At 70.4% G+C, this 13,262-nt stretch carries 15 protein-coding genes and 1 riboswitch; of the genes, 5 read left to right on the forward strand and 10 right to left on the reverse strand.

Annotated features, from left to right (window positions below; translation table 11 throughout):
• Nucleotides 1–8: 8 nt before the first annotated feature.
• A complete protein-coding gene (gene def, locus DMB42_RS19730; protein ID WP_125636427.1) occupies nt 9–494 on the reverse strand; it encodes a peptide deformylase in 486 nt (161 codons plus the stop codon).
• A 90-nt stretch (nt 495–584) separates the two neighbouring features.
• On the opposite strand from def, the gene DMB42_RS19735 reads away from it, so the two are divergent.
• A complete protein-coding gene (locus tag DMB42_RS19735) occupies nt 585–1,052 on the forward strand; it encodes a ribose-5-phosphate isomerase (protein ID WP_125636428.1) in 468 nt (155 codons plus the stop codon).
• Here the strand turns inward: DMB42_RS19735 and DMB42_RS53270 are convergent.
• Entirely contained in the window at nt 1,049–1,195 is a 147-nt protein-coding gene (locus tag DMB42_RS53270; protein ID WP_185844747.1) for a hypothetical protein, read from the reverse strand. The genes DMB42_RS19735 and DMB42_RS53270 overlap by 4 nt on opposite strands.
• A 24-nt stretch (nt 1,196–1,219) precedes the next feature.
• Nucleotides 1,220–2,452 (reverse strand): GNAT family N-acetyltransferase, encoded by a 1,233-nt coding sequence (locus DMB42_RS19740; RefSeq protein WP_125636429.1) that lies wholly within the window; start codon nt 2,450–2,452, stop codon nt 1,220–1,222.
• A 118-nt stretch (nt 2,453–2,570) separates the two neighbouring features.
• On the opposite strand from DMB42_RS19740, the gene DMB42_RS19745 reads away from it, so the two are divergent.
• Nucleotides 2,571–3,686, forward strand: a complete 1,116-nt coding sequence (locus tag DMB42_RS19745; protein WP_125636430.1) for a PP2C family protein-serine/threonine phosphatase — start codon at nt 2,571–2,573, stop codon at nt 3,684–3,686.
• 131 nt (nt 3,687–3,817) lie between these two features.
• Here DMB42_RS19745 and DMB42_RS19750 read toward each other — a convergent pair whose 3' ends face one another.
• The gene (locus DMB42_RS19750) at nt 3,818–4,414 is read right to left on the reverse strand and encodes a response regulator transcription factor (RefSeq protein ID WP_125636431.1); all 597 of its coding nucleotides are present in this window, start codon (nt 4,412–4,414) and stop codon (nt 3,818–3,820) included.
• 155 nt (nt 4,415–4,569) lie between these two features.
• On the opposite strand from DMB42_RS19750, the gene DMB42_RS19755 reads away from it, so the two are divergent.
• Nucleotides 4,570–5,886 (forward strand): RIP metalloprotease, encoded by a 1,317-nt coding sequence (locus DMB42_RS19755; RefSeq protein WP_125636432.1) that lies wholly within the window; start codon nt 4,570–4,572, stop codon nt 5,884–5,886.
• A 7-nt stretch (nt 5,887–5,893) separates the two neighbouring features.
• Here the strand turns inward: DMB42_RS19755 and DMB42_RS19760 are convergent, their stop codons facing one another.
• Nucleotides 5,894–6,535, reverse strand: a complete 642-nt coding sequence (locus DMB42_RS19760) for a TetR/AcrR family transcriptional regulator (RefSeq protein WP_125636433.1) — start codon at nt 6,533–6,535, stop codon at nt 5,894–5,896.
• Between the two features lie 77 nt (nt 6,536–6,612).
• Between DMB42_RS19760 and DMB42_RS19765 the strand changes: the two genes are divergently transcribed.
• Nucleotides 6,613–7,542: a zinc-binding dehydrogenase gene (locus tag DMB42_RS19765; RefSeq protein ID WP_125636434.1), complete on the forward strand. Its 930-nt coding sequence runs from the start codon at nt 6,613–6,615 to the stop codon at nt 7,540–7,542.
• Between the two features lie 7 nt (nt 7,543–7,549).
• Here the strand turns inward: DMB42_RS19765 and DMB42_RS19770 are convergent, their stop codons facing one another.
• The 3 genes from DMB42_RS19770 to DMB42_RS19780 all read right to left on the reverse strand — a co-directional run bounded on the left by DMB42_RS19770 (nt 7,550) and on the right by DMB42_RS19780 (nt 10,564).
• Nucleotides 7,550–8,503 carry a hypothetical protein gene (locus DMB42_RS19770; RefSeq protein ID WP_125636435.1) on the reverse strand — a complete coding sequence of 318 codons (954 nt, stop codon included), beginning with the start codon at nt 8,501–8,503 and terminating at the stop codon, nt 7,550–7,552.
• A gap of 7 nt (nt 8,504–8,510) precedes the next feature.
• Nucleotides 8,511–8,649, reverse strand: a riboswitch (cyclic di-AMP (ydaO/yuaA leader).
• 68 nt (nt 8,650–8,717) lie between these two features.
• Entirely contained in the window at nt 8,718–9,788 is a 1,071-nt protein-coding gene (gene galT / locus DMB42_RS19775) for a galactose-1-phosphate uridylyltransferase (protein WP_125636436.1), read from the reverse strand.
• A complete protein-coding gene (locus DMB42_RS19780; protein ID WP_125636437.1) occupies nt 9,785–10,564 on the reverse strand; it encodes a DeoR/GlpR family DNA-binding transcription regulator in 780 nt (259 codons plus the stop codon). The genes galT and DMB42_RS19780 overlap by 4 nt, the downstream gene beginning before the upstream one ends.
• 138 nt (nt 10,565–10,702) lie before the next feature.
• Between DMB42_RS19780 and DMB42_RS56370 the strand changes: the two genes are divergently transcribed.
• Nucleotides 10,703–10,780, forward strand: a complete 78-nt coding sequence (locus DMB42_RS56370) for a 50S ribosomal protein bL37 (RefSeq protein ID WP_125636474.1) — start codon at nt 10,703–10,705, stop codon at nt 10,778–10,780.
• A gap of 55 nt (nt 10,781–10,835) precedes the next feature.
• Here the strand turns inward: DMB42_RS56370 and DMB42_RS19790 are convergent, their stop codons facing one another.
• Nucleotides 10,836–12,146 (reverse strand): TrpB-like pyridoxal phosphate-dependent enzyme, encoded by a 1,311-nt coding sequence (locus DMB42_RS19790; protein WP_185844748.1) that lies wholly within the window; start codon nt 12,144–12,146, stop codon nt 10,836–10,838.
• Nucleotides 12,147–12,235: 89 nt separating this feature from the next.
• Nucleotides 12,236–12,865: a uridine kinase gene (locus DMB42_RS19795; RefSeq protein ID WP_125636439.1), complete on the reverse strand. Its 630-nt coding sequence runs from the start codon at nt 12,863–12,865 to the stop codon at nt 12,236–12,238.
• Between the last annotated feature and the right edge of the window lie 397 nt (nt 12,866–13,262).

Here is a 13,262-nt window from a genome sequence, read left to right on the forward strand (position 1 = left end):
CCGCCAACCTACGCCCTGAGCATGATCTTGCGTGCCTCGTCCTTCGGCAGGCGGTCCACGTAGAGCTTGCCGTCCAGGTGCTCGGTCTCGTGCTGGAAACAGCGCGCCAGCGAGCCACGGGCCTTGATGCGCACCGGCCGCTGCAGCCGGTCGAGCCCCTCGACCGTGACGCCCGCGGCCCGCGCGACCGAGGCGTAGATCGGCCGGCCGTTCTGGCGGTCCGGCACCGACAGGCAGCCCTCCTCGTCGGCGACCTCCTCGGCGTCGTCCACGGTGAGCACGGGGTTGGCGACATGGCCCTTGCGCCCGGCGATGTCGTAGACGAACAGCCGCCGCGACACGCCGATCTGCGGTCCGGCCAGGCCCACGCCGTTGACCGCGTACATCGCCTGGAACATCTCCTCGATCAGGCGGCGCAGCTCGCGGTCGAAGTCGGTGACGGGCTCGGCGGTGGTGCGCAGCACCGGATCACCGATGACGCGGATCTCACGCATGCGGCTCCACTTTCGTAAGGACTGGGGAACGGTAGGAGTCCTTACTCTAGCCAGCGAGTGGGATCGGCGGGGCTGTGGAAGACTGGACGGGTGCGTGTCTACATCGGTGCCGACCATGCCGGCTATGAGCTCAAGAACCACCTCGTGTCCTGGCTCAAGGACCACGGCCACGAGGTGACCGACTGCGGTCCCTTCGTCTACGACGCCGAGGACGACTACCCGGCGTTCGTCCTGCGGGCGGCCGAGGGCGTCGCCGGCGACCCCGGGAGCCTCGGGGTGGTGATCGGCGGCTCGGGCAACGGCGAGCAGATCGCGGCCAACAAGGTGCGCGGCATCCGCGCGGCCCTGGCCTGGAGCGAGGAGACCGCCACCCTGGCCCGCGAGCACAACAACGCGAACATCGTCAGCATCGGCGCGCGCATGCACACGACCGAGGAGGCGACCAGGTTCGTGGAGGTCTTCCTGGCCACCCCCTTCACCGGCAGCGAGCGCCACAGCAGGCGCATCGCGCAGCTGACCACGTACGAGACGATCGGCCAGTTGCCCTCGCTGCCCTAGGTCTTGCGCCTGGCCTCGCGTTTCGGCGTCTCGTCGCGCAGGGGCCGCCGGTCGGCGGCCTCCTGCTGCTCCTTCGACGGCCGCGACACGTCGCGAGCCCTCATGGCGGTGATCGCGGTGATCTGCAGACTTTGCAGCGCCATGCCTCTGAGCCTACGTCCTGAGCCTCAGAACACCAGACCGGCGAGCGGCTTGGGGCTCCACGCCATGGCGGTGGCCAGCGCCAGCGCCGCGCCCGGCGCGTGCTCGCGCAGCAGGCCCGCGTCGAGCTGCGCGCCGAGCAGGCCGTCCCCCATGTACGCCGAGCCGAGCGCGGCCACCGGCACCGTCAGGTCCGGCTCGTCGTCCACCGCCTTGCACTCCGCGCCCGAGGTGTCGGCGGTGAGCCGCCAGCGGCCGGCGTTCCAGGGGCACACGTCGTCCTCGACCTCGACGACCACGTCCACGGGGGCCGCGTACGCGCGGGCGGTCAGGGCCTTGTCCACCTCGACCAGGCGTACCCACAGCTCGTCGGACCAGGTCGCGCGCAGCTGGCGGGAGTCGGCGAGCAGCGCGACCAGGCCGTCGTCCACCGGACGGGCGTGCGCCTCCACCTTGGTGATCAGGTCGCGGTCCAGCACGTTGCGCCACAGCAGGGCGTAGGCCGCCGGGTCGGCCGCCTCCAGCTCGATGAGCCGCAGCTCGCCGCTGGGCACGCCGTCGCGGTCCCACGCGGACTTGGTGCGGAACAGCGCGTAGCCGCGCACGCCCCGGTCGTCGCCGGCGAGCACCGCGCGCAGCGAGCCCCAGCCATCCCTGTCGTGCTCCTCGTCGGCCAGGATGCCGTCCCAGACGTGCTGATCGCGCTCGTACCGGCCCGGACGCCGCGTCACGACCGCGGCGAAGAGCCGTTCGAAATCGGCCCGCGCCGCGGCGGGGGAGACCACCCTGAGCCGGAGCGCGGGGTCGGCAGGGGTGTCCCGCACGAAGGCCGAGCGGTGCTTGTCGATGCGGTACGACAGCTCGCTGGCGGCCCTTCCGTACCCGAACCTGCCGTAGATGAGCGACTCGGAGGCGTAGAGGGCGGCCACGGACTCGCCGCGCTCACGGATGTCGGACAGCTGCCGGCGCATGAGGGCGGACAACACGCCGCGGCGGCGGTGGGAGGGGAGCACGCCGACCGCGGTCACGCCGCCCACGGGGATCTGGCGTCCGCCGGGGACCGTCATCGTGAGGCTGAAGACGGACGTCACGCCCGCCATGGTGGTGCCGTCGAAGGCGACCAGGGTGCGGTCGAACTCGGTCGCCGCCTTGAACCGCTCGTCCTGGGCGGGTTGCGGCGTCCAGCCGAACCCCTCCGCGAGCACGCCGGCAAAGCCCGGCCACTCGGATTCGTCAATGGGACGGATCGGATACGTCATCCGTCCACGGTAGGAGCGGGCAAAGGGGGACGGCCACCCAATATCCGTGCTTAATGATCAAGGCCTTGGTCAAGTGGGCTGCCCAAACACGGGTCAGACCGATACAGTCACACGCATCATGAGTTCCCGTCCGGCGCCGTTGATTCCGCCACGGGTCCGCGCGGTCCTGGTGAGGGTGCCGTTCCTGGTGTCCGCCGTCCGGTTCGTCCGGAGAGGGCCGCTGGCCCGTGATCGCAACCTGCTCATCACGCTGACCGTGGTCTCGCTCGTCATCGGGCTGCTGGCGGCGAAGGTGTCCACCGAATGGTTCTCGCCGTCGCTGCTGATCCTGGTCACCCTGATCGGCGGGTTGCAGCTGCGCCTGCGCAGCCTGGTCAAGCTGCTGGTGGTGGTGGGGGTCGCGCTGGGCTACATCGCGGCCACGCTCGGGGTCGCGCGGGTGGGGCTGGGGCTCACGGTGACGATCGTGTTCACCACCGTGCTCGCCGTGCTGATGGCTCGTACCAGGGGCAAGCTGGGCGTTCAGGGGCTGCGCGGCGACGCGATGCTGCTGGAGCTGCGCGACCGGCTCAAGAGCCAGGGCGAGCTGCCCCCGCTGCCCAAGGACTGGGGCGGCAAGGTGGTGCTCAAGCAGGCCGGGGGCTCGTCGTTCGGCGGCGACTTCCTGGTCTCCATGCGCGACGGCGACTCCGTGGAGATCGCCCTGGTCGACGTCTCCGGCAAGGGCGTCGACGCCGGCACCCGCGCGTTGTTGTTGTCGGGCACGTTCGGCGGGCTGCTCGGCTCGGTCGACGACTTCCTGCCCGCGTGCAACGCCTACCTCCACCGCCAGCGCGGCGACGAGGGCTTCGTCACCGCCGTCCACGTACGCCTCGACCTGGCCACGGGCGACTACACGATCACCTCGGCCGGCCATCCGCCGGTGGTCAAGCTCGACTCGGGCACCGGCAACTGGCAGGTCGCCTCGGCCAAGGGCGTGGTCCTCGGTGTGGTGCCCGACCTGCACTGCGAGCCCGACAGCGGCACCCTCCGCAAGGGCGACGCGCTGCTGCTCTACACCGACGGCCTGATCGAGCAGCCGGGGCGCGACATCGACGCGGGGCTCGACCGGCTGCTCGGCGAGGCGGAACGACTGCTGCCCTCGGGATTCCGCGACGGCGCGCGGGCGCTGGTCAACGCGATGTCGTCCGGGCACAACGACGACTGCGCGCTGGTGTTGATCTGGCGTCCGTAGTGACGTTTCACATGGATCAGGTCGTGATGACGGTCACTGGCAGGGGCTTCGGCGGGGCTGAGATCATCTGACTGTTCGGGTCCCGGCGGAGCGGCGCGGCTCCACCGGGCCCGTCACCCCATCCGGGTCGTTCACAACCAGCCGCTGTCACTGGCGATGCGTACGGCGTCGAGCCGGTTGCGGGCGCCCGTCTTGCACATGATCCGCGACAGATGGTTGCGCACGGTGCCCACCGACAGGAACAACTGGTCGGCGATCTCCGTCGATCTCGCCCCGCCGGACGCGGTGCGCAGCACGTCGAGCTCCCGCCGGGTGAGCGGGTTGGCCGCCGACTGCAGGGCCGCCACCGCCAGCTCGGCCTCGACCGCCCGGCCGCCGGCCGCGACCTGGCGCACCCCCTCGGCCAGCCGCTCCGGCGCCACCCGCAGGCTCATGAACCCCAGCACGCTCCCGTTGAACGCCCTGCGCAACTGGCCGGGGCTCGGCCGCGCGGACAGGATCAGCACCGCGCACCGGGGCACCTGCTCGGTCAGATGGGTGGCCACCGGCAGGCCCGGCAGGTCGAGGTCGACGATCGCGACGTCAGGTTCGCACGACCGCGCCGCGGCCAGCACCTCGTCGGGGCGGCCCGTCTCGGCGACCACCCGCAGGTCAGGCTCGGATTCGAGCGTGGCCTGCAGACCGCGTCGCACCAAGGGAAGGTGTTCGGCGATGAGTATGCGGATCAAGACGTCCCCCTCCGTCGTCTCCCAGAGTGATCGTCTGATCGCTGACTGTCAACGTGGACCGTTGCTTCGCCAAAGTGCCGACAAGCCCGAGGGATGTGATGAGTTCGACTAGTCTGGGTCTGTCAAGACCGTCTGTCTGCCTGGAGCGCGCGTAGATGAACTGGCTCTTTGTCGCCGGGATAGTTCTCTTCCTGGTGGGGTTGATGGTCTCCGTCGGCCTGCACGAGGTCGGCCATCTCGTGCCCGCCAAGATCTTCGGCGTACGGGTGACCCAGTACATGGTGGGCTTCGGCTCGACGGCCTGGTCGATCCGCCGGGGCGAGACCGAGTACGGCATCAAGTGGATCCCGCTGGGCGGTTACATCCGCATGATCGGCATGCTGCCGCCGCGCCCGGGTGACGCCTCGGGCAAGCTGCGCAGCGCTTCCACCGGGCCGTTCCAGGGGCTGATCGAGACCGCCCGCGACGCCGCCATGGAGGAGGTGCGGCCCGGCGACGAGGAGCGCGTCTTCTACCGCAAGAAGTGGTGGCAGAAGATCATCATCATGTCCGGCGGGCCGCTGATGAACTTCGTGCTCGCGTTCATCTTCTTCAGCATCCTGCTGGTCGGCATCGGCCTGCCCAAGACCGCCCCGATCGTGTCGCCCGACACCAACACCTGCGTGATCCCCACCAGTGAGGTCCGCAAGACGTGCGCGCCCACCGACGAGCGCACCCCGGCCGCCAAGGCGGGCGTCAAGATCGGCGACCGCATGGTCTCCCTCGACGGCCAGAAGATCGAGACCTGGCAGGACGCCACCCGCCTGATCCGCGGCCACGGCGCCGGCCCGGTCAAGCTCGGCATCGTCCGCGACGGCCGGCCGATGACGCTCGACGTCACCCTCATCAGCCGCGACATGCAGAGTCTCACCGCCGATGGCAAGGTCGAGGAGGGCAAGGTCGACAAGGGCGTCGGGTTCCTCGGCGTGGTGCCCTCCCAGGTCTTCGAGCAGCAGAGCATGGGGCACGTGCTGGGCTACATGGGCGACCTGACCGGCCGGGTCGTGGGTTCGATGGTCAACCTGCCGCAGAAGATGGTCGGCGTCTGGAACGCCGCCTTCTCCGGCGACCAGCGCGACCCCGAGGGCCCGGTCGGCGTGGTCGGCGCGGGCCGTCTCGGCGGCGAGATCCTGGCCTCCGACATGTCGAACAAGAGCAAGCTGTTCACCTTCGTCAGCCTGCTGGCCGGGTTCAACCTGGCGATCGGCCTGTTCAACCTGATCCCGCTGCTGCCTCTCGACGGCGGCCACATCGCCGGCGGCATATGGGAGGGCATCAAGCGCGCCTACGCCAAGATCATGCGCCGCCCTGAGCCCCGCCACGTCGACATCGCCAAGGTGTTGCCGCTCACGTACGCGATGGCGTTCGTGCTGATCATCATGGCCGGTCTGCTGGTCTACGCCGACCTGGTCAACCCGCTCACCCTGGGCTGATCCGCCCTCAGGAGTCCGGCCCGTCGCCGGTGAACGTCACCGCGGCGGGCACGACCGCGAACACGGCGCGCAACTCGGTGACGAGGCCGTCGAGCGTGGGCTCGGCCGATCGTGCGGCCCAGCCGCGCAGCGCGGCGTGGAAGGCCGCCACCAGCAGGTCGAGCGCCAGCCGGGGACGCTGATCGCGGGCGTCGAGGCCCAGCCTCCGCCGCAACGTCGCCTCGAAGGCCGCGCTCGTACGGTCGCAGAACTGCAGCCCGTGCGCGGCGATGGACGGCGTACGCTGCGACAGCTCATGGCTCAGCCGTACGCGGGCCACCCACTCGGGCCCGCCCTCCGCCATCCGTTCGACCGCCGCGAGCATCGCGTCCTGCAACACCGCGAGGACGGGACGGCCGCCGAGCGGCGCCTGCTCGACGTCGCCCAGCAGGCCGGTCCACAGGGCCTCCAGCGGTGCCGAGGCGACCTCCTCCTTGCTGGCGAAGTTCCTGAAGAACGTGCGCTTGGAGACCTCGACCTCCGCGCACAACTCGTCGAGGGTCACCTGGTCGAACCCGCGCTCGGCGAACAGCGTGAGCGCGGTGTCCACGAGCGTGGCCCTGGTCTTCAGCTTCTTGCGCTCGCGGAGCGGCAGCAGATCGGCGGTCATCGCCCCCGAGTGTACCCGGAGAGCAGATGCCTCCTATAGGCTTATGCCACTCAGTGGCACTTTGAGAGGACGTCGCCATGCGCACACTGATCGTCGACCGTTCCGTTCCCGGTGGCCTGCGGGTGGCCGAGGCGCCCGAGCCGGTGCCCACGCCCGGCCAGGCGCTGATCCGGGTCACGGCCACGTCGCTCAACTTCGGCGAGGTCCGGCACGGCATCGACTCGGCGCCCGAGGGCGCGGTGCTCGGCTGGGACGCCGCGGGCGTCGTCGTACGGGCGGCCGCCGACGGTTCGGGGCCCGCCGTGGGCACGTCCGTCGTGACCCTCGGCGAGAACGGCGGCTGGGCCGAGCTGCGGGCCGTCCGCACCGACTGGATCGGGGTGGTGCCGGAAGGCGCGGACCCCGGCGCGATCAGTACGATCCCCGTCGCCGGCGCCACCGCGCTGCGCGCGCTCGACCGCGTTGGGCCGCTGCTGGGCCGGCGCGTCCTGGTCACCGGCGCGACCGGCGGCGTCGGCCGCTACGCCGTGCAGCTCGCCAGGCTCGGCGGCGCGTACGTGATCGCCGCCACCGGCGACCCCGCCCGGCACGGCGACGGCCTGCGCGCGCTCGGGGCGCACGAGGTCGTCGAGAGCCCGGCCCAGAGCGGCGGGCGGCTCGACGGCGTTCTGGACATGCTCGGCGGCGCGCCGCTGGTGGAGGCGTTCGACCAGCTCGGCGAGGGCGGCCTGCTGGTCGCCGTCGGCCACTCGACCGGCGAGGGCGAGAGCTTCCCGTTCGGCGCGCTGTTCGGCGGGGCCGACCGGCACGACCGCTCGCTGGTGACGTTCCTCCTGCTGTGCTGCGACGGGCTGCACCGCGACCTGACCTGGCTGGCCGGTCAGGTCGCGGGCGGCACGCTGAGCCCGGAGATCGCCTGGCGCGGCGGCTGGGACGACGCCGCCGAGGCCGTGACCGCCCTCCTCGAACGCCGCCTGCACGGCAAGGCGGTGCTCGACCTGGCGTGAGGGCGGTCTAGTTCATCGAGATGTGCACGTGGTCGTAGTGGTTCTCGGTGACGCTGCCGCGGTCGGACATCGCGCGCCAGCCTGAGCCCTGGTTGATGCGCTGCTTCCAGATCACGTACTTGATACCGAGTTTGGCCTTGTTCTTGAGCGCCCAGTCGGCCAGGCGGTCGCCCAGGGCGTTGTTGGTCGCGTTCGGGATGGTTCCGCCGGTGCTCATCATGAAGTCGCAGGCCCGGCCGAGCGGGTGCTCGCCGCTGGAACCGGAGCGGAAGCAGCCCACCTCGTGCGGCAACGAGAAGTTCTTCTGCACCTGCGCGCGCATCAGCCGCGTGCGCGGGGTGATGTTGTCCGAGCCGGACGGCAGCTCGGGGGCCCAGCTCCCGTCGGACTTCTTGCCCGGCCCGAACGGCACGAGGTCCTGGAGCTTCTTCTTGATGTCGTCGATGACGTCCTGGGCCTCGTCGCGCTGCTCGGCCACCTCGGCCGCGTCCGCCTTCAGCCCGGTCGCCAGGGCGGCGGCGGCATCGGCGGCCTTCTTCTTCTCGTCGCGGGCCCTGGCCACGCTGTCGACGACGGCCTGCTGCTCGGAGGTGAGCTGTTCGAGCACGGCCGCGCCGCCGCCGTTCGGGGGCACCAGGAAACCCGGCAGGGAGGAGTCGCCGTTCTGGTAGCGCATCCGGGCGATCTCGGCGACCCGCTGCTCGGCCGCGGCCAGCGCCTGGTCGGCCGCGGCGACGCGCTGCTGTGCCGCCGTGGCGGCCTGTTGGGCCTTGGCCAGCTCGACCCGTTTGAGGTTGTACGCCTCGATGAGCTTGTCGACCTTGTTGTTGAGCTGCTTGAGCTGGGCCCGTAGCTCGGCCTCGGACGGCTTGGGCGCCGCCGAGGCGACGGCCGGCTGGACGAGCAGGGCGGCGGCGGTGATGAGACCGATGGCAAGACTCGCGGGGGACGAAGCCGCCACAGTGGTTGATTCCTCTCCCTCTGCCGGCCGGGTTAGCTGACGGGTTCGGGCATGGGAGTTGTCCCTACCACTGGCGCGGATTCACCCCGGATGCGATGGGTCCCCGGCTCCCGGGCAACACGCCCGGGATTAGGCGTACAACGGTCGATATGGCCGATGTCTATCGGGATAGTAGTGGTAGATCACAAGTCATGCGACTTTAAGGCGAAATCAATTAGTGATCAATTCGTGATCGCAACATGCGTGCCGCCTCCTCGGGCAGCACGTCGTTGACGAACGCCCCCATGGCCGACTCCGACCCCGCCAGGAACTTCAGCTTCCCGGGCGCGCGCCTGATGCTGAACAGCTCCAGGTGCAGGTAGGCCAGGTCGCGGCCGTACCGGACCGGCGCCTGGTGCCAGGCCGAGATGTACGGCATCGCCACCCCGAACAGCGCGTCCAGCGCCCGCAGCACCGAGGTGTACAGCGGCGCGAACGCGGCTCGCTCCTCCTCCGACAGCGCCGCGAGGTCGGGCACCTGCCGGTGCGGATACACGTGCACCTCGAACGGCCAGCGCGCGGCGGCCGGCACGAACGCCGTCCACAACTCGTTGGAGGCCACCACCCGCGTGCCGGCCGACCGCTCGGCGGCCAGCACGTCGGCGAACAGGTTGCCGCCCGTGTACCGCGAGGCGGCCCCGAGCTGGAGCTTCGTCCGTGGGGTCACGTAGGGGTAGGCGTAGATCTGCCCGTGCGGGTGCGCGAGCGTGATGCCGATCTCCTCGCCCCTGTTCTCGAAGGGGAACACCTGCTCGACGCCCTCGATGCCGGACAATTCGGCCGTGCGGTCCGCCCACGCCTCCATGACCAGCGCGACCTGGGCGTTGGAGAGCCTGGAGAAGGAGGAGGAGTGCTCGGAGGTGAAGCACACCACCTCACACCGCCCCACGCCCGGACGTACTTCACTCAGCCCGCCGACATCCCCGTAAGTCCCGAAATTTCCGGAAAAAGAGGGGAAGCGGTTCTCGAACACCACCACGTCATAGTCGTAGGACGGGATCTCCGACGCCCGCGTGTGCGACGACGGGCACAACGGGCACTCGTCGGCCGGCGGCAGGAACGTACGCGTCTGCCGGTGGCCGGCGATCGCGATCCACTCCTCGGTCAGCGGGTCGTAGCGCAGCTCCGAGGCCACCGGACGCGGGTCGAGCGCCCGCCGGTCGATCGCGCTCCGGTCGGCGTCGTCGCGCCGGTCGAAGTAGATCAGCTCTCGGCCGTCTGCCAGGTGGGTGATGGTGCGCTTCAAGGCGTGCCCTCCGCGATGATCAGTTCTCCGGCCCGTTCGGCCAGTTCGGTGCGTGCTTCCTCGGGCAGCCCCGCGTCGCTGATGACCACGTCGGCCTCGGTCAGCTCGGCGATCGTGCTGATGCCGACCGTGTTCCACTTGGTGTGGTCGGCGGGGACCACCAGCCGGTGCGCGGCGGCCACCAGCTCCCTGTCGGTCTCGGACTCCAGCAGGTTGGGCGTGGTGAACCCGGCGCGCAGGCTCATACCGTGCACCCCGAGGAAGAGCGTGTCCACGTGCAGGCGGCGGATCGCGGCCACCGCCACGGGGCCGACCAGCGCGTCGGAGGGCGTACGCACGCCGCCGGTCAGCACGACCGTGCGGTCGGCGCGCGGGTTGCGGTGGAAGACCTCGGCGACCGGGATCGAGTTGGTGATCACCGTCAGCTCGGGCACGGCGACCAGGTGATGGGCCAGCGCCCAGGTGGTGGTGCCGGCGGAGAGCGCCACGGCGGTGCCCGGCCGTACGAGGGTGGCCGCGTGCCGGGCGATGGCCTCCTTCTCCTGCTGCTGGCGGGCGGACTTGGCGGTGAAGCCCGGCTCCTCGGTCGAGCCTGGGCCGAGCGCCGTCGCGCCGCCGTGCACCTTCTCCAGCAGGCCGCGCTCGGCGAGCACTTCGAGGTCGCGGCGTATCGTCATGTCGGAGACGCCGAGCTCGCGCACGAGGTCGGCCACTCGGACGCCGCCGCTGCTGCGTACGCGTTCGAGGATCGTCTGCTGACGCTGCTGTGCGAGCACGCCCACCCCTTCCAACAGATTCCACCAAATTATGACACGGCTTTGTTGAGGAATGTTAGGTCAGGGCGTATCGCTTGTGCGACTGACGGGCAGGGGAGAGGTTGAGGGTTACGTTCCCGACCTCCGGAGGTTGAGCCCATGGCGAAACGCGCACGCAAGGGCAGGGCGCGCAAGAAGAAGAAGGCGAACCACAGGAAGCGCCCGAACGCGAACTGACCGAGGGTGGCCGCGGTACCCCCGCGGCCACCCCTTCAGGCTCTCTCAGCCTCTCTCAGCCGGGCAGTTCGCTGAGCGCCTGGTCGAGGCGTTCCTGCGGGAGCGTGTAGTCCTCCAGCTCGCCGGCCAGGTGGCGGTCGTAGGCGGCCAGGTCGAAGTGGCCGTGCCCGCACAGCGCGGTGAGGATCACCTTCTCCTCGCCGCTCTCCTTGCAGCGCAGCGCCTCGGCGATGGTCTCGGCCAGCGCGTGCGTGGGCTCCGGGGCCGGGACGATGCCCTCCGTCCGCGCGAAGCGCACACCCGCCTCGAAACACTCGCTCTGCGTACGGGTGACCGCCTCGAACAGGCCCAGTTCGTACATGTGGGACAGCAGCGGCGCCATGCCGTGATAGCGCAGCCCGCCCGCGTGGATGGGATCGGGGACGAAGGAATGTCCGAGGGTGTGCATCTTGAGCAGCGGGGTGAGCCCGGCGGTGTCGCCGAAGTCGTAGGCGTAGACCCCTCTGGTGAACGACGGGCAGGCGGCCGGCTCGACCGCGCGGAACACCGTGCCGATCCGTCCGGCCAGCTTCTCCCGCAGGAACGGGAAGGCGAGCCCGGCGAAGTTGGAGCCGCCGCCGGTGCAGCCGATGACCAGGTCGGGCAGTTCGGGCAGTTGGGCCAGCGCCTCCTCACCGATCACCGTCTGGTGCAGCAGGACGTGACTGAGCACCGACCCGAGCGCGTACCGGGCCTCGGGGATCGAGGCGGCCACCTCGACCGCCTCGCTGATCGCCAGGCCCAGGCTGCCGGGGGAGTCCGGGTGGTCGGCGAGCGCCTTGCTGCCCGCGCCGGTGACGGGGGAGGGGCTGGGATGGACGGTGGCGCCGTAGACCCGCATGAGCGAGCTCCGGTACGGCTTCTGGTCGTAGGAGGCACGGACCATCCAGATCCGGCATTCCAGGCCGAACTGGGCGCAGGCGAACGCCAGGGCCGACCCCCACTGCCCCGCGCCGGTCTCCGTGGTCAGCAGCCGTACGCCTTCCTTGGCGTTGTAGTACGCCTGGGGCACCGAGGTGTTCGCCTTGTGCGAGCCGGCCGGTGAGACGCCTTCGTACTTGTAGTAGATGCGGGCCGGGGTGCCGAGGGCCTTCTCCAGCCGGTGTGCCCTGATCAGCGGCGTGGGCCGCCACAGCCGGTAGACGTCGAGGACCTCCTGGGGGATGGGGACGTAACGGTCGCCGCTGACCTCCTGCGCGATGAGCTCCATGGGGAACAGCGGCGCGAGGTCGTCCGGGCCGACGGGCCGGCGGGTGCCCGGGTGGAGAGGAGGCGGCGGTGGCACGGGCAGATCGGGAACGATGTTGTACCAGTTGCTCGGGATCACCGTTCCAGTGTCCGCCGTGCTCACGCTCCGTCAAGCATCTGTACACGCAGACGACCGGACCTTCTTGAGGGCCGCGCCGCCGCTCGGGCTCAGTCGTCCGCCAGCACCGCCAGCGCCGCCGCGTGGTCGGCCCTGACCACCACGTCGGCGGTCCGCTGTGGCCGCGCCTCGCGCTCGTACCGCTCGTAGGCGGGCAGCCGCCACCGTTCGTCCTCGGGGGTGCGCCGCGCCAGCGCCCCCGCCGACAGCCACACGTGCACGCTCACCTCGAACGGCAGCCCCCGCCCCAGCAGCAGCGTCCCGTCGACGAGCACGACCCCGCCGGGCGCCAGCTCCTCGTACGGCAGCCGGTACGCCCGATCGATCCCGCTGTCCCACAACGCCGGCAGCACCCGTCCGGAGCCGCCCGGCTCCAGCGGTTCGAGCACCTCCCGCAGCAGCCCTTTGACGTCGAGCCAGTCCTCGTAGAAGACGTCGGGATCGGTCCTGCCGTGCTCCAGCCTGAGCGAGGCCGGCCGCAGGAAGTCACCGGCCGACACCCGCAACACGGGCCGCCCCCGAAGTCGCAGGGGCGCGACCAGCTCGTCGGCCAGCACGCCGGGCTCCGCCGGGGGTGCCCCGTCGACGGACACCCGTACCCAGGCGTCGCCGGGCCGCGCGGCGACGCGCTCGGCCAGCTCCTCGACGAGCATCTCCCGGGAGATCGGTCGTGCACGCATCGCCGCCAGCCTACAGCCCCGAAGATCACGAAAGGCCAGGCCCCCGAAACCCGGGATGACCTGGCCTTTCGCCATACGAGAGCGGACGACGGGAATCGAACCCGCGTAGCTAGTTTGGAAGACCAGGGCTCTACCATTGGCTGACTTACTACGGCGATGCCTCGCGTGCTGACGGCCCCCAGGCTGCAGCGCGCGGGATGTCCTGAAGCGCGCGTACGGCGGCGCTTGATGGACACAATGGCAATGCGGCAAGCTCCGCGCCTTCTCCAGTGTCCTGTCTCGCTTGATGGTTGACACTCTGGCCTCGCTTGATGCTTGACACCTTGATCGTTATCTGAGCCTGCTCGTGGCGTTATCGACGCTTCGGGGGAGGCTCGGGTGGCATTGGTGGAGTTGA

The sequence above is a fragment of the Nonomuraea sp. WAC 01424 genome (assembly GCF_003947315.1).
In the GTDB taxonomy this organism is placed as follows: Bacteria; Actinomycetota; Actinomycetes; order Streptosporangiales; family Streptosporangiaceae; genus Nonomuraea; species Nonomuraea spiralis.

Excerpts from the sequence above, each read along its gene's own strand:
- def (WP_125636427.1), bottom strand. The coding sequence starts at position 494 with ATGCGTGAGATCCGCGTCATCGGTGATCCGGTGCTGCGCACCACCGCC.
- DMB42_RS53270 (WP_185844747.1), bottom strand. The coding sequence starts at position 1,195 with ATGGCGCTGCAAAGTCTGCAGATCACCGCGATCACCGCCATGAGGGCT.
- DMB42_RS19740 (WP_125636429.1), bottom strand. The coding sequence starts at position 2,452 with ATGACGTATCCGATCCGTCCCATTGACGAATCCGAGTGGCCGGGCTTT.
- DMB42_RS19745 (WP_125636430.1), top strand. The coding sequence starts at position 2,571 with ATGAGTTCCCGTCCGGCGCCGTTGATTCCGCCACGGGTCCGCGCGGTC.
- DMB42_RS19755 (WP_125636432.1), top strand. The coding sequence starts at position 4,570 with ATGAACTGGCTCTTTGTCGCCGGGATAGTTCTCTTCCTGGTGGGGTTG.
- DMB42_RS19760 (WP_125636433.1), bottom strand. The coding sequence starts at position 6,535 with ATGACCGCCGATCTGCTGCCGCTCCGCGAGCGCAAGAAGCTGAAGACC.
- DMB42_RS19765 (WP_125636434.1), top strand. The coding sequence starts at position 6,613 with ATGCGCACACTGATCGTCGACCGTTCCGTTCCCGGTGGCCTGCGGGTG.
- DMB42_RS56370 (WP_125636474.1), top strand. The coding sequence starts at position 10,703 with ATGGCGAAACGCGCACGCAAGGGCAGGGCGCGCAAGAAGAAGAAGGCG.
- DMB42_RS19795 (WP_125636439.1), bottom strand. The coding sequence starts at position 12,865 with ATGCGTGCACGACCGATCTCCCGGGAGATGCTCGTCGAGGAGCTGGCC.